Annotated in this window: 22 protein-coding genes; 10 read left to right on the top strand and 12 right to left on the bottom strand. The window is 69.4% G+C overall.

What is annotated here, in order from left to right:
- The first annotated feature begins 107 nt into the window (after positions 1 to 107).
- Complete coding sequence (locus OO71_RS35010) at positions 108 to 1,148, top strand: LLM class flavin-dependent oxidoreductase (RefSeq protein WP_033294303.1); 1,041 nt, start codon at positions 108 to 110, stop codon at positions 1,146 to 1,148.
- 43 nt (positions 1,149 to 1,191) lie between these two features.
- Here OO71_RS35010 and OO71_RS35005 read toward each other — a convergent pair whose 3' ends face one another.
- From OO71_RS35005 to OO71_RS34985, 5 genes are all read right to left on the bottom strand, one after another.
- Positions 1,192 to 1,473, bottom strand: coding sequence for an RNA polymerase sigma factor (locus OO71_RS35005; RefSeq protein WP_156096708.1), 282 nt, complete (start codon positions 1,471 to 1,473; stop codon positions 1,192 to 1,194).
- Positions 1,474 to 1,534: 61 nt separating this feature from the next.
- Positions 1,535 to 2,281, bottom strand: a complete 747-nt coding sequence (locus tag OO71_RS35000) for an adenylate/guanylate cyclase domain-containing protein (protein ID WP_156096707.1) — start codon at positions 2,279 to 2,281, stop codon at positions 1,535 to 1,537.
- A 120-nt stretch (positions 2,282 to 2,401) separates the two neighbouring features.
- Positions 2,402 to 3,085: a Crp/Fnr family transcriptional regulator gene (locus OO71_RS34995; RefSeq protein ID WP_033294280.1), complete on the bottom strand. Its 684-nt coding sequence runs from the start codon at positions 3,083 to 3,085 to the stop codon at positions 2,402 to 2,404.
- A gap of 116 nt (positions 3,086 to 3,201) precedes the next feature.
- Positions 3,202 to 4,728 (bottom strand): AMP-binding protein, encoded by a 1,527-nt coding sequence (locus OO71_RS34990; protein ID WP_033294279.1) that lies wholly within the window; start codon positions 4,726 to 4,728, stop codon positions 3,202 to 3,204.
- A 90-nt stretch (positions 4,729 to 4,818) separates the two neighbouring features.
- Positions 4,819 to 5,637 (bottom strand): helix-turn-helix transcriptional regulator, encoded by an 819-nt coding sequence (locus OO71_RS34985; RefSeq protein ID WP_033294278.1) that lies wholly within the window; start codon positions 5,635 to 5,637, stop codon positions 4,819 to 4,821.
- A gap of 93 nt (positions 5,638 to 5,730) precedes the next feature.
- Here OO71_RS34985 and OO71_RS34980 point away from each other — a divergent pair, with 93 nt between their 5' ends.
- Positions 5,731 to 6,507 carry a hypothetical protein gene (locus OO71_RS34980; protein ID WP_033294277.1) on the top strand — a complete coding sequence of 259 codons (777 nt, stop codon included), beginning with the start codon at positions 5,731 to 5,733 and terminating at the stop codon, positions 6,505 to 6,507.
- Here the strand turns inward: OO71_RS34980 and OO71_RS34975 are convergent.
- The 3 genes from OO71_RS34975 to OO71_RS34965 all read right to left on the bottom strand — a co-directional run bounded on the left by OO71_RS34975 (position 6,495) and on the right by OO71_RS34965 (position 8,622).
- Positions 6,495 to 7,313 (bottom strand): pyrimidine reductase family protein, encoded by an 819-nt coding sequence (locus tag OO71_RS34975; RefSeq protein WP_156096706.1) that lies wholly within the window; start codon positions 7,311 to 7,313, stop codon positions 6,495 to 6,497. The genes OO71_RS34980 and OO71_RS34975 overlap by 13 nt on opposite strands.
- Positions 7,313 to 8,182, bottom strand: a complete 870-nt coding sequence (gene folP / locus OO71_RS34970) for a dihydropteroate synthase (protein WP_033294276.1) — start codon at positions 8,180 to 8,182, stop codon at positions 7,313 to 7,315. Before folP ends, OO71_RS34975 begins: the two co-directional genes overlap by 1 nt.
- A gap of 140 nt (positions 8,183 to 8,322) precedes the next feature.
- Positions 8,323 to 8,622, bottom strand: coding sequence for a YciI family protein (locus OO71_RS34965; RefSeq protein WP_033294275.1), 300 nt, complete (start codon positions 8,620 to 8,622; stop codon positions 8,323 to 8,325).
- Positions 8,623 to 8,825: 203 nt separating this feature from the next.
- On the opposite strand from OO71_RS34965, the gene OO71_RS34960 reads away from it, so the two are divergent.
- Positions 8,826 to 9,740 carry a hypothetical protein gene (locus tag OO71_RS34960; protein ID WP_033294274.1) on the top strand — a complete coding sequence of 305 codons (915 nt, stop codon included), beginning with the start codon at positions 8,826 to 8,828 and terminating at the stop codon, positions 9,738 to 9,740.
- On the opposite strand, the gene OO71_RS34955 is transcribed toward OO71_RS34960, so the two are convergent.
- Positions 9,698 to 11,212 carry a helix-turn-helix domain-containing protein gene (locus tag OO71_RS34955; protein WP_033294273.1) on the bottom strand — a complete coding sequence of 505 codons (1,515 nt, stop codon included), beginning with the start codon at positions 11,210 to 11,212 and terminating at the stop codon, positions 9,698 to 9,700. The genes OO71_RS34960 and OO71_RS34955 overlap by 43 nt on opposite strands.
- 160 nt (positions 11,213 to 11,372) lie before the next feature.
- On the opposite strand from OO71_RS34955, the gene pucL reads away from it, so the two are divergent.
- Genes pucL through OO71_RS34930 form a run of 5 tightly spaced genes read left to right on the top strand, consistent with a single transcriptional unit; the run spans position 11,373 to position 15,733 of the window.
- On the top strand, positions 11,373 to 12,245 hold the full coding sequence (gene pucL, locus OO71_RS34950) for a factor-independent urate hydroxylase (RefSeq protein WP_033294272.1): 873 nt from the start codon (positions 11,373 to 11,375) through the stop codon (positions 12,243 to 12,245).
- A 30-nt stretch (positions 12,246 to 12,275) separates the two neighbouring features.
- Positions 12,276 to 12,764 (top strand): nucleoside deaminase, encoded by a 489-nt coding sequence (locus tag OO71_RS34945; RefSeq protein ID WP_033294271.1) that lies wholly within the window; start codon positions 12,276 to 12,278, stop codon positions 12,762 to 12,764.
- A 31-nt stretch (positions 12,765 to 12,795) separates the two neighbouring features.
- Positions 12,796 to 14,238 (top strand): NCS2 family permease, encoded by a 1,443-nt coding sequence (locus tag OO71_RS34940; RefSeq protein WP_033294270.1) that lies wholly within the window; start codon positions 12,796 to 12,798, stop codon positions 14,236 to 14,238.
- A 29-nt stretch (positions 14,239 to 14,267) separates the two neighbouring features.
- Positions 14,268 to 14,651, top strand: coding sequence for an allophanate hydrolase-related protein (locus OO71_RS34935; protein WP_033294269.1), 384 nt, complete (start codon positions 14,268 to 14,270; stop codon positions 14,649 to 14,651).
- A complete protein-coding gene (locus OO71_RS34930) occupies positions 14,648 to 15,733 on the top strand; it encodes a glycerate kinase (RefSeq protein WP_033294268.1) in 1,086 nt (361 codons plus the stop codon). Before OO71_RS34935 ends, OO71_RS34930 begins: the two co-directional genes overlap by 4 nt.
- 3 nt (positions 15,734 to 15,736) lie before the next feature.
- Here the strand turns inward: OO71_RS34930 and OO71_RS34925 are convergent, their stop codons facing one another.
- From OO71_RS34925 to OO71_RS34915, 3 genes are read right to left on the bottom strand one after another with little or no spacing between them, the layout of a single operon-like run.
- On the bottom strand, positions 15,737 to 16,444 hold the full coding sequence (locus tag OO71_RS34925; RefSeq protein ID WP_033294267.1) for an RraA family protein: 708 nt from the start codon (positions 16,442 to 16,444) through the stop codon (positions 15,737 to 15,739).
- Complete coding sequence (locus tag OO71_RS34920; protein ID WP_211260762.1) at positions 16,426 to 16,791, bottom strand: VOC family protein; 366 nt, start codon at positions 16,789 to 16,791, stop codon at positions 16,426 to 16,428. The genes OO71_RS34925 and OO71_RS34920 overlap by 19 nt, the downstream gene beginning before the upstream one ends.
- 43 nt (positions 16,792 to 16,834) lie before the next feature.
- Positions 16,835 to 18,010: a 4-hydroxybenzoate 3-monooxygenase gene (locus OO71_RS34915; protein WP_033294266.1), complete on the bottom strand. Its 1,176-nt coding sequence runs from the start codon at positions 18,008 to 18,010 to the stop codon at positions 16,835 to 16,837.
- 203 nt (positions 18,011 to 18,213) lie between these two features.
- On the opposite strand from OO71_RS34915, the gene OO71_RS34910 reads away from it, so the two are divergent.
- On the top strand, positions 18,214 to 19,371 hold the full coding sequence (locus OO71_RS34910; protein ID WP_245633881.1) for an EfeM/EfeO family lipoprotein: 1,158 nt from the start codon (positions 18,214 to 18,216) through the stop codon (positions 19,369 to 19,371).
- A complete protein-coding gene (locus OO71_RS34905) occupies positions 19,368 to 20,564 on the top strand; it encodes a Dyp-type peroxidase (RefSeq protein ID WP_033294264.1) in 1,197 nt (398 codons plus the stop codon). Before OO71_RS34910 ends, OO71_RS34905 begins: the two co-directional genes overlap by 4 nt.
- Positions 20,565 to 20,605: the final 41 nt, after the last annotated feature.

Below are 20,605 nucleotides of genomic sequence, written 5' to 3'. Positions count from 1 at the left end.
ATCGAGCCAGACGGCGTTGAGGCGAGTCGCGTCGAGGCAGACGGCATCGAGCCAGACCGCGTCCAGACAGACGGCGTCCAGACAGATCACGTCCAGGAAGCGGGATGATGCGCACGGCCACCACCGTCGAAGTCTCCGCCGATTGGTCCGGTACGCGGGATTTCGTGCTGGAGGCCGAAAAACTCGGGCTCGACGAATGCTGGGTGGCCGAAGCGTGGGGTTCGGACGCGCCGTCGGTGCTCGGCTACCTCGCCGCGCGCACGGACCGGCTGCGGCTCGGATCCGGCATCATGCAGCTCGGCGTCCGCACGCCGGTCGCGGTCGCGCAAACCGCGCTCACGCTCGCCGAAATGTCGGACGGCCGGTTCTCGCTCGGGCTCGGACCGTCCGGTCCGCAGGTCGTCGAAGGCCTGCACGGGGTCCCGTTCGCGAAGCCGTTCACCCGCATGCGCGAGACCGTGGAGATCATCCGCAGTGCCTTCGCGGGGGAGAAGATTTCCTTCTCCGGCAAGGCTTTCCAGATCCCGCTCCCCGGCGAGTCCCGGCCGATGCGGCTGTCGAGCCTGCCGAACGAGGACATCCCGATCTACCTGGCTTCGCTGTCGCCGCGGATGCTCGAGCTCACCGGCGAGATCGCCGACGGCTGGCTCGGGACCAGTTTCGTCCCCGAGGGCGCCGACGCCTACTTCCGGTACCTCGACGCCGGGCTCGCGAAAGCCGGTCGCCGTCGCAGCGACCTCGTGGTGTGCCAAGGCGCCGAAGTCGCGTTCGCGGCCGACGAGGACGAGCTGCGGACGATGGTCGGTGGGCGGAAGAAGGAGCTCGCGTTTTCCTTGGGCGGCATGGGATCGGCCAGCACGAACTTCTACCACGACGCGTACCGCCGCCAAGGCTGGGCCGACGTCGCCGCGCAGGTGTGGGAACGCTGGCAGGCAGGAGATCGCGACGGGGCCGCCGCATTTGTCACCGACGAGATGGTGCTCGCCACCACCCTCATCGGCACCGAGGACATGGTCCGCGAGCGGCTACGTGTGTGGCACGCCAAAGGGGTCGACACGGTCCGGCTCTATCCGGCAGGCGACACGCTCGACGCGCGGCTCACCACCCTGGGCCGCGCGCTTGATGCAATACGGCAAATACCCGGCTGAACGCGGGCCGCCGCCAGCCGAACGGCGAACGACGGCCCGCAGCTCACCGCGCTCCGGGCAGCCGATCCGCGATTATCCGGCTGAGCACCGTGCACACCGGACGCGCCTCCCGGGCGGTACGCAGTTCCCACCGCAGCACCGCGAAAACGTCGATGACGATCTTCTCGGCTTCGTCACTGCAGTGGACATGCCCGGACACCAGCCGGTACACGGCCGAGCAGTACCGGCGGACCAGCAGTTCGAACGCCTTCGGATCGCCGTCCGCGGAAAGGATGGCGAGAATCTCGTCGGAAAGCCCCCGGCGACGCGGGGGCGGCCGACGCATGACGATTTTCCCGTGGATCCGCACGGATGAACCTCCGGATACCTGGTCGGACCGGCGGGGCTCAGGCCCCGACCCCCAGCCCGTCCCCGTCGAGATCCGGCACCCCCGGGGACGCGGCGGGGCGGGACTGGCCCGGGATGAACGGACCGGAGAACTGCGGCATGGCAGGCACCGGGTACCGGATGCGCTCGAGCGTGTCGTCGCTGTCGAGGCCGGGCAGGTGGATCCAGGCGTTCCCGGTGAAGTCCGCGGTGACCACGTCGATGGGGGAGCACCGGGCAGGCGGGACGAGCGCGACCGAGAACGGTTCGACGACCGACTGCCAGACCGCCTCCGACATCACCAGCCCGGCACCGAAGCGTTCCCCGGACGGATCGGCGCGGCACCAGTGCCGGACCACGTCACCGAAAACCGCCGAGGAAAGCAGCCGGGTCAGCGTGATGTAGGTGCGGTGGTACCGGTGGTGGTCGGTCATCGGTCCCAAGTGGACAGCCACCCGCGCCCGCATCGGCACGCGCCGGTCCCGGTTGCGGGCCCGCAGCAGGTGATCGAGGTAGAACACCACCTCGGCCACCTGCCCCGCGCGGTGGTCGGGGAAGGCCAGCATGGCCCCGTCGCCGGTCTCCCGCACGTGTTCGGCCTGCGCCCACGACAGGCCGACCGTGGCGAGGGACTGTTCGAGCAGCGTTTCCATCTCCGTCTTCATCGGATCGAGCAGATCGTCGCTGGCTTGCGACGAGCCGACGATGTCCACTGCGATCACCGCCCTCGTCTGAGCGCAGTAGTGACTGGACGTGAGCGAGGTCATTCGTGGTCCTCCCGCGGACTTTCTCGGTGAGTAAGGGGGAGTCTCGCGACTGGCCGCACGCAGTTCCATCCGCCGCCGAACAGAACTGACCGTAGATCATCTTCGGCAGTGTGATCTACATCACATATGGGCAAGGCAGTGCAGCCGTTCCAGGTCGAGTACCGACAAGGCCCGCCGCCGGGTGCTGATCACGCCCATCTCCCGCAGCCGCTCCAGCGTGGTGGCGAACGCGGTGCGGCCGAGCGGGATGAACGCCGCCAGCTCGTCCTGGCTCAGCGGCGCGTCGAGCCGCCAGCCGGTCGCGGTCTCGGTGGCGCAGATGTCCACCAGATAGACCAGCCGCCGCGCGACCCGGGTGATCGTGTCGGGCGTGCGCGTGTGCGTGCGCTGCTGCTGGGCGGCCGACAGCCGGTCGGCCAGCTGGCGCAGCAGCTCGTACATGGCGGCCGGGTGCGTGCGGAGGTACAGCCGGAAGCTGTCCGCGTCGATCCGGCGCAGCGAAAGCGCACTGAGCGCGACGACGTCGGCCATCCTCGGCCGCCCGGAGATCACTGCCGCCTCGCCGTAGAGCTCGCCCGGGCCGCCGATGTCGAGGATGACGTAGTGGGCTTCCGGGTCGGTCGAGGCCACTTTGACGTACCCGGCTTCCAGCAGCACGACCTCGGTGCCGGGAGAGCCGAGCCGCAGCACCGGCTGGGTCACCTGGAGCCGGTGCCCGGTTCCCAGTTTCAGCAGTGCCGCCCGATCCGGTCCGGGCAGCCGCTGCAGGAACGGGACCTGCCGTCGGTCGTCTTCGCGCCGCACGCTGCCCCTCGTCGATCACCGGACTGTCCACCCAGCGTAGCGCCGGAAGATCGACTTCCGGCCCCAGCTCGGGGAATACCCGCAATCGGACCAGTACTCGCGCACCCTCACGAGATCTAGTTGACCTGGCGCTCCTGGTTCTCCCAGAACGGCTGGCGCAGCTTGAACTTCTGGACCTTCCCGGTTGCCGTCCGCGGGAGCTCGGCCAGGAACTCCACGCGCTTCGGGCATTTGTACCCGGCGAGATGGCCGCGGCAGTGGGTGATCAGCTCGTCGCCGGTCACCTCGGTGCCGTCGGTCACCACGAGCGCCGTGACGAGTTCGCCCCACTTCTCGTCCGGGATGCCGATCACGGCGACCTCGCGGACGGCCGGATGCGAGTTCAGCGCGTCCTCCACCTCGATGGACGACACGTTCTCGCCGCCGGTGATGATCACGTCCTTCTTGCGGTCGGCGATCGTGAGGTACCCGTCGGTGAAGCTGCCGCCGTCGCCGGTGTGGAACCAGCCGCCCTCCTGGACCCGCGCGGTCTCCTCCGGGTTTTCCCAGTAGCCGTCGAGGTTGTGGTTGCTCTGGGTCAGCACCTCGCCGTCGGTGTCGATCGCCACCCGCACGCCGAGCGCCGGCGCGCCTGCCCGGCCGAGCAGCTTGGCCTGCTCGTACGGTTCGAGGTCGGCCCATTCGCTGCGGAAGCGGTTCACGGTGACCAGCGGCGACGTCTCGGTGAGGCCGTAAATCTGGATGAACTCCCAGCCCAGTTCCGCGCGCACGCGCTCGATCGTGCGGGTCGGCGGCGGCGCACCGGCCACCACGATCCGGACGCGGTCGCGGCCCGGGATTTCGCCTTCCCACGTTGCCGCGCCGTCCAGCGCAGCGGTGACGACCGCGGGTGCGGCACACATGATCGTGACGCCGTGCTCCTGTATGCGCCGCAGGATTTCCGTGCCGTCGACCTTGCGCAGCACGATGTGCCGCCCGCCGAGACCGGTGACCGCGTACGGCATTCCCCAGCCGTTCGCGTGGAACATCGGGAGCGTGTGCAGCAGGACGTCGTTGTCGCTGAGCGTGGTGTGCAAGCCGAAAGTGGCTGCGTTGAGCCAAAGGTTGCGGTGCGTGAGCTGGACGCCCTTGGGGCGCGCCGTGGTGCCGGACGTGTAGTTGATCGTGGCGGTGGCCGATTCGTCGGCCGCCCACGGCTGCGGTTCGCCGTCACCGCCCCAGATCTTGTCGTCGTCCTCGCCGAGGATGAAGACGTGCTTCGCGGTTACCGTGTCCAGCAACGGTTTCAGCTCGGGGTCGATCATCAGCACCTCGGACCCCGAGTGCTCGACGATGTAGTTCACCTCGGCGGGCGCGAGGCGGAAGTTCACCGGCACCAGAATCCTGCCCCAGCCCGAAACGCCGAAGAACGACGTGAGCAGCCGGGCCGAGTTGTGCGACACGATCGCCACGCGGCCACCGGCCGGGACACCGAGCGCGTCGAGGTTCGCCGCCTGCGCGCGGGCCCGCCGGGCGAGCTCGCGGTAGGTCACCGAACCCCACGATTCGGCAGGCTGAGCGGGTTCGTCCACCACCGCGATGCGGTCCGGGTACACCGTCTCCGCGCGGTCGAGGAAATCGCGGACACCGAGGTCGTAGAACACGTGCCGATCCCTTCGCGTCAGCGGGCCGCACTGCCCGTGCGGCGATTTTGTCCCCGCTTCAGCGAGTGTGCCACCCCACTAAGTGGGTGGTCAGCGCAGCAATCCGGCGGCGCGAGCGCGGTTCACCGCCTGTACCCGGTTCGACACGGCCAGTTTCCGCATCGCGTGCTTCAGGTACGACTTGACGGTGTTCGGCAGCAGCCCCAGCCGATCGGAGATCTCGTCATTGGTACAGCCTTCGCCCACCAGCCGCAGCACGTCGACTTCGCGCGGCGTGAGGGTGACCCCCGGCAGGTCGAGCTCCGGACGCAGCCGTTCGCACACCGCCAGCAGCCGCTGCCGCGCGCTTTCGTCGTGGATCGACCCGGCGATCGCGGTGAGCTCGGCATGCAGGTCGCCGCGTTCGGCCGCGGGGACCACTTCGGGCTCGGTGAGCCGCCGCCGTACCTCTTCCTCCACCTCGATGTCCCGCTCCAGCCGCGCCACCACCGCCGCCGCTGCCCGGAGCACGCGGTCGCCGAAGGTGATCGATTCGCGCGAAGCTGCGTACAGCACCGCGCGCGTGGTTTCGCTGACGCGCACCGGCAGCGCGACCATCGCGCGCAGCTGCTCAGGAGCGACCGCATGGTCGTACTTGTGGGTGATGCCTTGCGCGTTGAGGTAGTCGACCACAGTGGACGGCCTGGCCAGCGCCACCGCCTTGCCGCCGAGCCCGGCGCCGGTGTCCACGTGCAGGTGCTGCATCGACCGCGTCGCGGTGCCGCGAAGCTGGTCGATCACGAGCGATCGCGACGCCGCCGACACCGGACCGCCCATTGCGACCGGCAGCGCAGTCGCGACCTGCAGTGCTTTCAGCGCGCCGGTGACCAGGGGGCTGGCCGTCAGCGCGAGCCGGCCCGGAGGCGTCATGGGCACCGTCCTGCTTCACTCGACCTTGTGTGGTGAGCGTCCACGGTACGCGTTGCGTCGCGTTCGGACTACTCGTGTGGTTCTGTGACACACGTGGCCACCTCGGATTTCGACACCGTCGCCGACCGCCTGTACGCAGGGCAGCCGGCGGATTTCGTCGCGGAGCGCACCGCTGCCGCCCGCGCAGCCAAGGACGCCGGCGACGCCGACCTGGCCAGCCGCATCCGCGCGCTGCGCAAACCGACCGCCGCCGCGGCGTACGTCAACCGGCTGGCCCGCGACGGCTCCACGCCATTGTCCGAGCTGGCCGCCTTGGGCGAGCAGCTGCGGACGGCGCACGAGCAGCTCGACGGGTCCCGCTTACGCGAACTGGCACAGCAGCGGGCGGAGCTGGTACAGCGGATCGTGCGGGACGCGTCCGGGCTGAGTGAGTCCGTGGCGCGCGAGGTGGAGGAGACGCTGGAGGCCGTCGTCGCCGACGCGGATGTGGCCCGGCTCGCCCTCGCCGGACGGCTGACGTCCAAGGCCCGCCAGGATGCCGACCAATGGCTGTCGCTGCCGCAGAATCCCGTGCCGATCAAGAAGAAGCGACAGTCCGAAAAGGACCGGAAGGCCGAGGAAGAGCGGCTGCGGGCGGAGGAGGAGGCGCGCATCCGGGCCTTGGAGCGACGCCAGGCGGTCCGGGCTCGTGCGGAGGCTGAGCGCAACCTCCAGCGGGCGGAACGGACGGCAGAACAGGCTGACGCGCGGGTGACGGAGCTGCGGGATCGGCTGGCGGAAGCGGAGGAACGGGCTGCTCGGGCGGCCACGGATCTGGCGAAGGCGCAGGTGACGTTCGAGGAAGCGGACGACGCGGTTCAGCGCGCCTGAACCCGGTAACGCAGCAGCAGAGACCCGTCGTCCTCAATGATCGACAGCAGCTCCAATTGCTGCGGATCAATCCCCGCCCCCATCGCGACCCTTGGCGCATCCCCGGCGACCAGCATCGGCGCGATGGTCAGCCGCAGCTCGTCCACCACTCCGGCGGCCAGCAGGGACGCGAACAGGTGCGGCCCGCCTTCGCAGTCGATCCGGCGGAGGCCTCGGCGGGCCAGCTCGTCGATCGCCCCGCGGAGGTCCACGTCGCCGTGCCGGGCGTGGGGACGGGGTTCGTCCGGGCGCGCGTGCAGGGCCGGATCGCCGGTGGCCTCGTGCAGGGCTGGGTCGCCCGTCCCGGCGAGCAGGACGTCTGCCCCGGACCTCGCCCAGGCCGCCCGCAGCGCCGGGTCCGTCGCCGCGCTCGTGATGACGATCGTCGGTACCGCGGCCTTCGTGATCACCGGCGCGTCCGGCGGCAGCGACCGGCCGGTGCTGACCACCGCGACCGGCGCGATCGGGGCCAAGCCGTGCCGGCGACGGCGTTCAGCGGTCCGTTCGTTCGGCCGCATGCCCTCGAAGCCCTCGGCCATCGCGGTGCCCGAGCCGACCAGGACGACGTCGGCCAGGTCGTTGCCCAGCCGGTACACCACGCGGTCGGCAGGCGTGGACAGCCCGCCCGAGCGGCCGTCGATGGTGATTCCGCCGTCCGCGCTGGACACGAAGTTCACCGCGAGCCACCTCGGCCCGTCCGGGTAGACGTAGCGCTGCTCGACCTCGGCGTCGGTGAGGTCGCGGGTGCCGGGGAAGATCTCACGCATCAGACCGACCGCACCACGTTCGCGGGCGGCCGGGTGCCCACGATGCTCGCCACCATCTCCGCCACCTGCCGCGTCTCGCGGACCTGGTGCGCGCGGAACATCGCCGCGCCGTGCAGCGCCGACACCGCGGTGGCGGCCAGCGTGCCGATGACCCGCTCGCCCACCGGGGCGTCGAGCGTCTCGCCGACCACGTCCTTGTTCGACAGCGCCATCAGCACCGGCCAGCCGGTGGCGACCAGCGCGTCGACGTGCCGCAGCAGTTCCAGCGACTGGTACGAGTTCTTCCCGAAGTCGATGCAGGGGTCGATCATGATCCCCTCGCGCGGCACGCCCGCGGCCACTGCGCGTTCGGCCAGCGAGGTGGTGCCGTCGATGACCGCGGCCACCACGTCGTCGTACACCGGCCGCACCGCCTCGGTGCGCGGGACCAGGCCGTTGGTGTGCGCGCAGATGTAGCCCGCGCCGTGCTCGGCGGCGACGTCGAGGATCTCGGGCTCGACCGCGGCCCAGTTGTCGTTGACCAGGTCGGCACCCGCGCGACACACCGCGTCGGCGACCTCCGCGCGGTACGTGTCGACGCTGATCACCAGGTCGGGGAAGGTTTCGCGGGCCCACGCGACGGTGGGCACGACCCGGCGGATCTCTTCCGCGGCGGTGACCTCGGGGCCCTTGCCCGCGGGTACGCCGCCGATGTCGATGAGGTCGGCACCCTCGGCGCAGGCGCGGCGGATCGCGGTCTGCGCGGGTGCTTCTTCGAAGGTGGCGCCGTTGTCATAGAAGGAATCGGGCGTGCGATTCACGATGGCCATCACCAGGGCGCGGTCACTGGTGAGGCGACGGCCTCGGAAAACGAGGTCGGGCGTGTACATGAGGTCTCCCGGGCCGGAACGTCGATCTCCCGCGATCATAGGCGAGTTCACGGCGGGAGCAGCGCCGGCAGGTGGCGGGCGGAGCGATCCGGAGGCCACCTGCGTCCGGGCGTTCGAACTGATCAGGCGGAGCGGGGAGATCAGGAGGCGAGCGCCTCGTTGACGGTGTGGAACTCGACGGCGGTGCGGGTGGCGGAGAATTCGATCACGCGGTAATGCGCGAGGCGTTGCAGCACGAGCGGGTCGGTGGCGAGCACGGCGTCGAGCTTGCCGCGCAGGCACGGGCGGGAGATGATCACCTGGTCGGCGTCCTCGTTCCCTTTTCCGGAAACGAGGAACAATCCGTGCGCGAACTGGGTGCGCAGCCAGTCGGCATGTTCGGCCAGCGCGTAGTCGACTTCGTTTCGAGGTGCTGTGTATGACAGCAATGCGATGTACATGAGGTCAGGGTAGAACTCCGTGCCGGAAGTTGCATCCTCCTCCCGAGTGTCGGGCGAGTGTCATCCGTTGGTCAAGTAATCCCAATAATTCTTTACGGATAAGCGTACTGTTTGAATTCCGGTCCGGCGTACGCAAATTTGCGTATGGAGGTGTCGACACCGGACGGACGACACCGGGTGGCCGCGGCGTGACACTGAGGACCATGACTTCCCTGTATGCGGCGGCAGTCCGCCGGTTTTGGCACGAAGGCAGACCGGTCGAGCGGCTGGCCTACGGCACCGGTGCGGTGCTCTTCACGAGCGGCATGGTGAACGCCGTGGTACTGCTGGCTTCCGGCGGTACCTGGCTCGGTCCGCTTTCGCTGCGCAAGGCGGTCACGTTCGGTTTGTCATTCGGTCTCACTCTGGCAACAGTCGCGTGCGTGAGCAGTTTTCTCGTACTCGGTTCTCGTGCCCGCAAGACACTGCTCGGCGCATTCTTGGGCGCTTCGGTGATCGAAGTGATCCTGGTGACGATGCAAGCCTGGCGCGGAGTTCCATCGCACTTCAACTTCGCGACTTCCTTCGACACCACGGTTTCGATGACCTTGGCCATCGGCGGCGCAGTTCTGGTCGTGACTGCGCTCGGTTTCACCGTGGCCGCATTCCGTTCTCCCGGCACGGAATCGCCGAGTTTGCGGCTGGCCGTGCGCGCCGGATTGGTGGTGCTGATGGTCGCACTCGCCACCGGCGCGGTGATGATCGCCCGCGGGGTCACGGCCACGCGCAGCGGTGATCCGCAATTGGCTTACACCACAGCGGGTTCGCTCAAACCGCTGCACGCCGTGGCCATGCACGCGATCCTCGTGCTACCCGGTCTGGCGTGGCTGCTGCGGTTCACCGACCTGCCCGAAGCACGCCGGATGCTATTGGTACGCATCGCGATTGCCGCGGACGCGGTGTTCACCGCGGTGATCGGGGTGGAGGCGTTCGCCGGGATTCCGCCGTTCGCCGCGCCGGTGCCGTACCTGGTCCTGTCGGCGGTGTCGCTCGCGGTGCTGGCCGGAACGGGCCTGGTGGCGGTGTCCCGGCTCGGTCAGGACCAGCCCCAGTTGCGGGTGAAGCATCCGGCGAGGTAGAGGTCGACGCGGTCGGCGAAGCGGCCGAGGTCGCGCCCGGTCAGCTCGCCGATCCGGGTGATCCGGTACCGCAGGGTGTTGACGTGCAGGTGCAGCGCGGCCGACGTCTGGGTCCAGGAGCCGGAATGCTCCAGGAAGGCTTTGAGCGTGGTCATCAGCTCGGACCCGTGCGCGGCGTCGTAGGCGAGCACCGGGCCGAGCACCTTCTCGCCGAACGACCGCCGCAGCTCCTCGGGAACCGCGGCGAGCAGCAGCAGGTGCGACGCCACCTCGTCGCCGGACACCACGGTCGCGCGGCCCGGGCTCATCGCCGCGAGAGCGCGCGCGTGCCGGGCTTCCTGCACGCCGGAGCGCAGGCCGGCGGCGTCCGGGGCGCGGCTGAGCCCGAGCGCCAGCCGGGCCGAACCGAGCGCGGGTTCGATGGTGTGCACGGCCTCTCGCAGCGCTTCGGCGTCGTACGGCGCGGGGAACAGGCCGAACGTCTCGCTCCCGACAGTCGCCACCAGCACCGGCGCCCCGGCCGCCGCGAGCAGTTCCTCCACCAGCACCTGCGCCAGCCCCGGCCCGCCGCCGCGGACCTCCGCCGCAAGCGTGCTCACCGGGTCCTGCGGCGCGAACCCGGAGGCGGCCAGCCGGGAGCCCAGCTCGCCCGGCGCCGCGTCGTCGGACAGGGCCAGGCGCAGCAGCGGTTCGGCGGCCCGGTTCTCGATCAGCCGGGCCTCCTCCAGCCGCGAGCGCTCCAGCCCGATCAGGGCCGCGAGCTCCTGCGCCAGCTCGGCCGACCATCCGCTCGGATCGCCGTCCACCACGAGAAACCAGCTTGCCACCCGATGCCCGGACCGCCCCGCCGCGCCGAGCAGCGTCACCGGACCGTCCTGGCACGGCAGCCGTTCCGCGCGCAGGAACCGGCGGGCCAGCGCGGTACGCCTCGCTGCGGGTATTTCGGGTCCACCGGCCAGCGGCCGTCCGGTCGCACTCAGCACCACGCAGCCGGTACCCAGCTCCTCCGCCCCTGCTTCGACCAGCGCGGACAGCCCGCGTCCGGACGTCACCGCGGCCACCAGCCGCCGGTGCGAATCGCGGGCCGGCGCCGAACGTTCCGCCGCGAGACCCAGGATCACCCGCTCGGCCACGGTCGCGAACGACACCGAGATCGGCACCTCGAAAAGCGGCAGCCCGGCGCGCTCGCAGGCCGCCACCAGGTAGTCCGGCACCGGGCCGCCGACCTCGGCCGTCCCGGCGCCGAGCGCAGCCACTTCCGCGGCGGCGAGCTTGGCGACGAACTCGTCCGCGTCGTCCGGCCCGGGCAGCCAGCGCAGGCCGCACAGCACGATCTCGCCGCCGTCGAGGTAGCGCGTCGGGTCCTTCAGGGTCGCTTGGAAGACGCGCCCGAACTCGCGGTCGCGGGCGCCCGCGCCCACCAGCAGCCGCAGCCCCAGGTCAGGGGTGTCCAGCAGTGCACCCAGCCGCATGCGCGCCTCCTTCCGTCCCATCAGTACCTCACATCGGAGCGGTTTGGAGGAAACTACGAAAATCGGGTACCCGGCGGTGGTTGCTTTCGGCGGATCTGCCGTGGTCCGCGCCACGTCGCGGCGTGTGTACTCACTCGGCGAGCGAAGGAAGGGATGACCAATGGCGATCGTGCTGGGTGACAACCGCTACGGGAAGGCCGAGAACCGGCTGGTGCGCGTCGACCGCGACGGTGACGAGCACCGGATCACCGATCTCACCGTGAGCGTGTCGCTGTCCGGCGACATGAGCGACACCCACCTGACCGGGGCCAACGACAAGGTCCTCGCCACCGACACGCAGAAGAACACGGTGTTCGCCTTCGCCCGCGACGGGATCGGCGAGATCGAGGACTTCGCGCTGCGGCTGGCCCGGCACTTCGTCACGACGCAGCCGAGCATCGACACCGCGCGGGTCTCCGTCGTCGCCCATCCGTGGCAGCGGCTGCAGGTCGGCGGACAGCCGGCGCATCATTCGTTCGCCCGTTCCGGGGCCGGCACGCGCACCACGCGGGTCACCTACGACGGGCAGCGCGCGTGGGTGCTCGGCGGCGTCGACGACCTGACCGTGCTCAACTCCACCGGGTCCGAATTCTGGGGCTTCCCCCGCGAGAGGTACACGACGCTGGCCGAGACGAAGGACCGGATTCTGGCCACCGCGGTGTCCGCGACCTGGCGGTTCTCCGTCGAGGAAGCCGACTGGACCCGCGCGCACGAAACCGCCCTCGCCGCTCTGCTCGACGCGTTCGGCGGCACGCACAGCCAGTCGCTGCAGCAGACGCTGTACGCGATGGGCCAGGCGGTGCTCGAAGCGGTACCGGAGATCGTCGAGGTCCGCCTTTCGCTGCCGAACAAACACCACTTCCTCGTCGACCTCGAGCCGTTCGGCCTCGACAACCCCGGCGAGGTGTTCTACGCCGCCGACCGGCCATACGGCCTGATCGAGGGCACCGTCCTGCGCGACGACGCCCCATCTGCCGGTCCGGCCTGGTCCTGACCCCGACGACTTGCAGGGAGGAGCATTCCGATGACCGTTTCCACCGACGCCGATCTCGAACGCACCTGGCTCGCCGAAAGCGTGCGGATCGCGGAGCAGAATGTCGCCGACGGCGGCGGCCCGTTCGGCGCGCTCGTCGCGAAGGACGGAAAAATCGTCTCGACCGGGGTCAACCGCGTCACCCCGTCACTCGACCCGACCGCACACGCCGAGGTGGTCGCGATCCGCGCCGCCTGCCAGGCACTCGGCACGTTCAGCCTGGCCGGATGCGTGCTCGTGTCGTCGTGCGAGCCGTGCCCGATGTGCCTGGCGTCGTCGCTCTGGGCGCGCCTCGACCGGGTCCTGTACGCGGCCGACCGCAACGACGCCGCCCGGGCCGGGTTCGACGACCGGGCCTTCTACGAGCTTTTCGAACACCCGCGCGAAACGTGGCAGGTCCCGGTTTCCCAGGTGTCCACAAAGGACAACTTCGCCCCGTTCGCCGCGTGGCTCGGCCGGGCCGACCGGATCGAGTACTGAGTCCCCACCCCCACCGGCAAGGAGAGGACGCATGACCCAGGTACGCCTCGACGAAGCGGTGACCTCGGCTCCCGGACCGCGGCGGAAGTCCGTTGCAGAGCGAGTCTTCGAGCTGCGGACGCGGAACACCACCGTCGGCCGTGAAGTACGCGGCGGGGTGACCACGTTCGTCGCGATGGCCTATATCGTCCTGCTCAACCCGCTCATCCTCGGTGCTTCCGCCGACATCACCGGCGCCAAACTCAGCGCCGCCCAGGTCACCACGGCGACCGCGCTCGCCGCCGCGGTGATGACTGTCCTCATGGGACTCATCGGGAACGCACCGCTTGCGCTGGCCGCGGGCCTCGGGATCAACGGCATCGTGGCGTTCCAGATGGCGCCGTCGATGACGTGGGCGCAGGCCTTCGGACTCGTTGTCCTCGAAGGTGTTTGTATTGTCTTGATGGCCGTGAGCGGCGTGCGGGAACGCATCATGAATGCGATCCCGGGTCCGCTCAAAACCGCGATCACCGTCGGGATCGGGCTTTACATCGCGCTCGTCGGACTCGTGAGCGCGGGATTTGTGACGCGGACCCCGGATGCCGCGCATTCGACGGTCCCGGTGCGGCTCGGCCTCGACGGGCACCTCAATGGCTGGCCGATTGCGGTGTTCTGCTTCGGTTTGCTGCTGATGACGGTGCTGATGTCGCGGAAAGTACCGGGCGCGGTACTGATCAGCATTGCCGCCGCGACCGTACTGGCGGTGGTATTGCACGACGGATTCGGCGTCGGGGAATGGGGATTGACCACTCCGACCCTGCCGAATTCCGTGGTGGCCGCCCCTGATTTCGGCTTGTTCGGGCACGTCGACCTCTTCGGCGGGTTCGCCTCGGCCGGTGCCCTCACCGCAACGATCTTCCTGTTCACGCTGGTGCTTTCCGGATTCTTCGACGCCATGGGCACGATCACCAGCGTCTCGGACGAGGCCGGGCTGTCGAAGAACGGCCGGGTCCCGCGAATGGGCCGGATCCTGTTCGTGGACGGTGCCGGGGCGATTGCCGGTGGAATGACCGGGTCGTCGCCGAATACGGTTTTCCTGGAATCCGCGGCGGGTGTGGGGGAGGGCGCGCGAACCGGGCTGGCCAGTGTGGTGACCGGGCTGCTTTTCGCCGCGACCCTGTTGTTCACGCCGATTGCGGGAATTGTCCCGGCGCAAGCCGCCGCACCAGCGCTGGTCGTGATCGGCGGGATGATGGTGGCGCAGTGCCGCAATATCCCGTGGAACGACCCGGATTACACGATTCCGGTGTTCCTCACCGTCGCGCTGATCCCGTTCACCTATTCCATCACCAACGGAGTGGGCGCGGGCCTGATCGCGTTCGTGCTGATCAAGACGTTCCGCGGCAAATGGCGCGAGGCGGGCTGGATTCTCACCGTGCTCGCGCTGGTGTTCACTGTCTACTTCGGAATCGACGTGGTGAAGGCGATCCTCTGAGCGCTTCCGAGCGGAAAGGACTTCTCGAAATGCCCTTGATGTTCCTGAACGGCGGCGCCATGCGCGGCGAACCGCTGCACCACCTGCTCGACGGCGCCCCGCTGGTCGCCGAGACGACCACGGCGGCGAAGTACCGGTTCTACTCGGTCGGCGGCCAGTGCCCTGCGCTGGTCCCGGTCGCGCACGGCGGGGCGGAAATCGCCGGTGAGGTGTACGACCTGACGCTGGACCAGCTGCGCGACCGGGTGTTGCCCGCGGAACCGCCGGAGCTGGAGCTGGGCGTGATCGAACTGGCCGACGGCAGCTCCGCGTTCGCCATGCTGCTCCGGCGGCCGCAGACGTCGCACGTGCAGCTGCGCGACATCACGGAAATCGGCGACTGGCGGACGTTCCGGGCCGGGACCCCGGCGTGACTGTGCTGGTCGCGCCGGACAAGTTCAAGGGCTCGCTCACCGCGGCCGAGGTCGCGGAGGTGGTGGCCACGGCATTCGCCGAGGTCGCGCCGGGCGAGCCGGTGCGGCAGCTGCCGGTGGCGGACGGCGGCGACGGCACAGTCGCCGCCGCCGTCGCTGCCGGATTCCGCCGGGTGCCGGTGCGCGTGTCCGGCCCGACCGGACGTCGCATCACCGCGTATTTCGCCTTGCGCGGCCGGGTCGCCGTGGTCGAACTGGCGGAGGCATCGGGTCTTCACCGGCTGCCTGGCGGACTCCCGGAACCCCTGACCGCGTCGAGCTACGGCACGGGCGAGCTGATCGCTGCCGCTCGTGCCGCCGGTGCCACGCAGATCGTCCTGGGCGTCGGCGGGAGCGCGTGCACCGACGGCGGCGCCGGATTGCTGACCGCTTTGGGCGCACGTCTTCTAGACGCCTCCGGCGCCCCGTTGCCCCCGGGTGGCGCGGCGCTGGCCGAGTTGTCCACAGTGGATCGCAGTGGACTGCCCGAAGTGGACATCGTCCTCGCGTCCGATGTGGACAATCCGTTGCTCGGTGCGGACGGAGCAGCCGCGGTCTATGGACCACAAAAGGGCGCTGGCCGGGAAGACGTTGCCCTTTTGGAACGTGGCCTGCACCGGTGGGCCGAGGTCATGGGCCCATCTGAGGCCGAGGTACCGGGCGCAGGCGCGGCAGGCGGCGTCGGATTCGGGGTCCTGACCGGACTCGGCGCCCGTATCCGGCCGGGGATCGAACTGCTCCTGGACCTCCTCGGCTTCCCGGCCGCCGCGCGCGACGCCCGGCTCGTGATCACCGGCGAAGGTTCGCTGGATACCCAGTCCCTGCACGGAAAAGCCCCGGTCGGCGTCCTCCGCGCGGCTGGCGGTACTCCGGTGGTCGCGCTGGCCGGCCGATGCCTGCTGACCCCGCCGGAATGGCAGGCTGCCGGGTTCGCCGGGGTGTACGCGCTGACCGATCTGGAGCCGGACGAACACCGCTGCGTCGCCGACGCCCGCGCGCTCCTGCAGGTCCGCGCAAAGCAACTGGCCCGCGACTTCAGCTGAGCGTCATTCCTCGACCGCGCCGCCCACCGTCCGCAGATGCTGCCGGAACGTGTACGACCCATCGCTTTCCCGGCGCGCCAGGAACTCGTCGAACCCGACCTGCTCCCGCAGCGAAACCCCCGCGCGGATGCGGTCCGCTTGCCTGCGTTCAGTGTCGCGAATGGACTCGGCCAGCCGGAACACGTCCTCGGCCTCCGCGGCGGGAACGAAAAGCACGCCGTCGTCGTCGCCGAAGACCAGGTCCTCGGTGATCAGGGTCCAGCGGCCGACGGTGGCGGATTCCAGCGCGTTGGAGGGGCGGTCGGCCAGATGCAGCGGTCCGGTGGAAATCGACCCGAGGCTGAACACCGGCAGCCCGATCTCGCGCAGCTCCGCCGTGTCGCGGTGCAACCCCCAGATCACGATGCCGCCCAGCCCGGCCGCCGCGACCTCCGCCGTGACGAGGTCGCCGACACAGCTTTCGTCGTGCCGTCCGCGGTTGTCGACGACGAGCACGTCACCCGGCTGCGCGGACGCGATTGCTTCGAGGAACACGTCGACGCTACCCGCATGCCGCGCCGGCAGGACCCGCCCGGAAACGCGCTGCCCGGGTACGACGGCTCGCGTCCCGGCCGGCGCACACCGCACCTTCAACCGCGCCCGCAGACAGCCGTCCGCGAGGTGCGCGGTGGTGAGCGCCTCGAACCGGCGCGTCAGCTCGTTGTTGTCCATTCGCCCGCCTTTCGTGCCAGCTGGAACACGTTACCGGACGGATCGCGCACCATCGAACGGAAATCACCGTACGGGGTGCGCCAGGGTTCTTCGATCTCCGACGCACCGGCGGCCAGCGCGCGCGTGTGGGTGTCTTCGACGTCGTCCACGTAGACGTACAGGAACGCCGGGAACACCTCGCGCTCGGCCGAAGCGGACGAGATCAGCAGATGCGAATCGCCGAGCCGGACGTCGGCGGGGCGGTCTGCGGGAACGTCGCCGATCGCACCGAAAACGTCGCGCAGGAAGGCCACCGCTGCGGCGGTGTCCGGGACCACCATCCGGACGATGACGTGGGACATGCTCATCCCGTGAGCCAACCCGCTTCCGGGGCCGCGCGCAAACGCCGGGTCAGAAATCCGCGTCCTTCCCGGTGAACATGTCCGCGAACGCTGTCGCCACGGTCGGCGAACCCAGCAGCCGGCGGAGGCGTGCTTCCGCCACGCGGGCCAGGAACGGGTCGGTCGACGCGGGGGTGTGGTGGAAGACTTCCGACAGCCACAGCGAAAACTCCTGGTACTGCCACACCCGCGGCAGGCAGTCCGCGCTGTAGCGGGCCAGCGTTTCGGGCGCGCCGGCGTACCAGTCACGCAGGCCGCGGACGAGCAGCAGCGCGTCGTGGATCGCCAGGTTCATCCCCTTCGCCGCGATCGGGGCCACCAGATGCGCCGATTCGCCCGCCAGGTACAGCCGGCCGTGCGACATCGGCTCGGTCACGTAATTGTGCATGTCCAGCACGCGTTTCTCGATCAGCGGACCCTCGGCGACCGGGCTGTCCGGCACCGCGAGCCGGGTGTGCAGCTCCCGCCACACACGCTCGTCGGGCCAGTCTTCCGCGGTGTCGGCGAGGTCGGTCTGCAGGTAGTACCGGGTGACCGTCGGCGTGCGCGCCATGTGCGCGGCGAACCCGCGCGGGTGGATGCCGAACACCACCCGCTCGGCCGACGGCGGCGCCTGCGCCAGCAACGCGAGCCAGCCGAAGCCGTAGTCATGCTGCGCGACCAGCGTCGACTCCGGTGGCAGGTAACCGCGCGTGACCCCGCGGGCGCCGTCGCACCCGGCGACGAAATCGCAGTCGATGCGTTCCGCCGTACCCTCGGCCGACCGGTAGGTGACCGACGGATGGTCCGATTCGAGGTCGTGCAGCCGCACGTCGGTCGCGCCGAACCGGGCGTCACCGGCATAGGCAGCCGCCAGGTCCGTGACGAGTTCCTGCTGCGGATAGACGAAATGGTGCTGTCCGACGAGATCGGTGAACGGCACGAGATGCCGCTGCCCGCGGTAGCGGAATTCGAACGAATCGTGCCGTTGTGCCGAATCGAGCAGCCGGTTTGCGAGCCCGTTTTCTTCGAGCGCACGGACCACCCATTCCTCGATGAATCCCGCGCGCGGCCGCTGTTCGATGAACTCCCGCGTTTCCGTTTCCACCACGACAGTGCCGATCCCGGCCGACTGCAGCAGGTTCGCCACCGTGAGCCCGGCCGGGCCCGCTCCCACCACCGCAACCGACGTCCGGTTTGCCCCCATGCGCCCTCCCCGGCGTACCTCCAGCGAACACACCATACGCGGCGAACCGGACGTGCCGCTACCAGGTGTTTTGGCGGGCTATATCCCATTCCTTCGATTTCCGGCTGAAGTCCTGGTGAATTCCCGGGTGGACCGCCCCGTTTTCTTCGCCTGCCGCCCGCATAATTCCGTTCCGGTAGTCCGAACGAGTGGCAGGGGGCAGTGTGCCGGGGTCAGTACGCACCCGCTGGATGGCGGGTGCCGCCGGGGCTGTCGCCGTGGCGGTGGGCATCGCGGTCGCGGTCTGGCCCGATGGCGCGCCGGCGCAGGATCCCGAGATCCAGATCTCGCGGTCGTCCTGCGGACAGGGCTGGTCCGATCCGCAGCCGGGGGTCCAGACCTTCCACCTGCGCAACACCGGGTCGGTCACCGCCGAGGCCGACCTGATCGACCCGGCGTCCGGCGTGATCTACGGCGAGGTCGAAGGGCTCGGCACCGGAACGAGCCGCCCCCTGCAGGTCACGCTCGGCAACGGGACCTACGCGTTCCGTTGCCTGCCCGAGGATTCCGCGGCGATCGTCGGACCGGCCGTCACGGTGACCGGCGGCGCCGAACGTGGCCCGGGAGTCGCGCCGGTGACGCAGAACGACCTGCTCGGCCCGCTCAAGGCGTACCAAGCGCATGTCACGCAAGGTTTGGACCAGCTGTCGGCCGACGTGGGAACGCTGAAGAATGCTTTGCGCAGCGGTGACCGTGGCGCGAGTGAGTCCGCCTGGCTGGTCGCGCATCTCGATTACGAACGCCTCGGCGCGGCGTACAACGCCTTCGGCGATTCCGATCACGCAATCAACGGCACCACTGCCGGTCTACCTGATGGGGTAGGGGATTCCGGCTTCACCGGCTTCCATCGCATCGAATACGGCCTGTGGCACAACGAGGATCTCTCGTCTGTGGGTGCCGTAGCCGACCAACTGGACAACGGTGTCCAAGCTTTGCGGAGGTCCTTTGCGGACAGTCAGGTCGACCCGAATGACCTTGGCCTGAGGGCACACGAGATCGTGGAGAACACCCTGCAATTCGAACTCACCGCACGCACCGATTACGGCAGTGGCACCAATCTTGCCACTGCTCGCGCCAACCTCGACGGGGTCCAGGCGGTGCTCGATGTCTTGCGACCCGTCCTCACGCCACGTTACCCGGCACTGTCCACTGTGGAGTCTTGGTTGAAACGGACCGCCACGGCACTCGACGGGGCCGGCTCGTGGACTCCGGTGAGTCAGCTGTCGACGCAGCAACGGCAGAAACTCAATGGCGACGTCAGCGAATTGACCGAACAGCTCGCCCCGATTGCCGCCATTGCCGAACCTCGGAGGATTTCGTGACCACAGAATCCTCCCGCCGGACCTTCCTGCGCCGCACCGTGGCCGGCGCCGGAATTGCTGCGGTCGCCGGAGCCGGGGCTACCGCGAGCGCTGCGGAAGACCCAGGTACGGTCCCGTTCCACGGTCCTCGGCAAGCGGCAATTCTGCGTCAACCACCGGCACAAAGCATTGTCGCCACATTCGACGTCATTGCCGAGAATCGCGCCGAGCTGACCCAGTTGTTCCGCGAAATCACCGATCGCGCACGTTTCCTCACTTCCGGTGGCGCCCCGGCTGCACTCGGGATCACCGCTCCGCCCGCCGATTCCGGCGTACTCGGTCCCGTGGTCCCACACAGCGACCTCGGGGTGATCGTCGGCGTCGGATCGTCCCTTTTCGACAGCCGGTACGGGCTCGCCGACCGCAAGCCGCGGAAGCTCAAGCCGATGACCATGTTCCCCAACGACGCGCTCGACGCCGCGCAATGTCACGGGGACCTGTCGCTGACGCTGTCCGCCGGATCCACCGACACCGTGCTGCACGCCCTGCGTGACCTCACCCGCGCAACCCGCGGCGGAATGCAATTGCGCTGGAAGATCAACGGTTTCAGCTCGCCGTCCCGCCCATCGGGAACCCCGCGGAACCTGATGGGCTTCAAAGACGGCATCGCGAACCCGGGGGAGTCCGAACTGGACCGGCTGGTGTGGGTGTCCGGCGGCGGCGAGCCCGCGTGGACCACCGGCGGCAGCTACCAGGTCGTCCGCTTGATCCGGATGCTCGTCGAATTCTGGGACCGGGTTTCGCTCACCGAACAGGAGAACATGTTCGGCCGCCGCCGCGACACCGGCGCTCCGCTCGACGGTGCCGCCGAGCAGGACGAACCGCGCTACGGCGACGACCCGATCGGTACTGTCATCCCGCTCACCAGCCACATCCGCAAAGCAAACCCGCGGACCCCGGAAACCGACGCCAGCCGCATTCTGCGTCGCGCCGTCAATTACGACCGCGGCGTCGACGCGAATGGCAACCTCGATATGGGTCTCGTTTTCACCTGTTATCAGCAGGATCTCGAGCGGCAGTTCGAGGCGGTACAGAAACGGCTCGTCGACGAGCCGCTCGTCGATTACCTCTCCCCGTTCGGCGGCGGCTATTTCTTCGCGCTGCCGGGCGTCACCGGTCCCGGCGACCACCTCGGCCGGACGCTCCTCGCCTGAGGTGCGCCCCAGCAGTGCCCCAACCACCCCCAGGAGGATTC

It is taken from the genome of Amycolatopsis jejuensis (assembly GCF_000717335.1).
In the GTDB taxonomy this organism is placed as follows: Bacteria; Actinomycetota; Actinomycetes; order Mycobacteriales; family Pseudonocardiaceae; genus Amycolatopsis; species Amycolatopsis jejuensis.
This window is presented reverse-complemented; position numbering and strand designations above follow the sequence as displayed.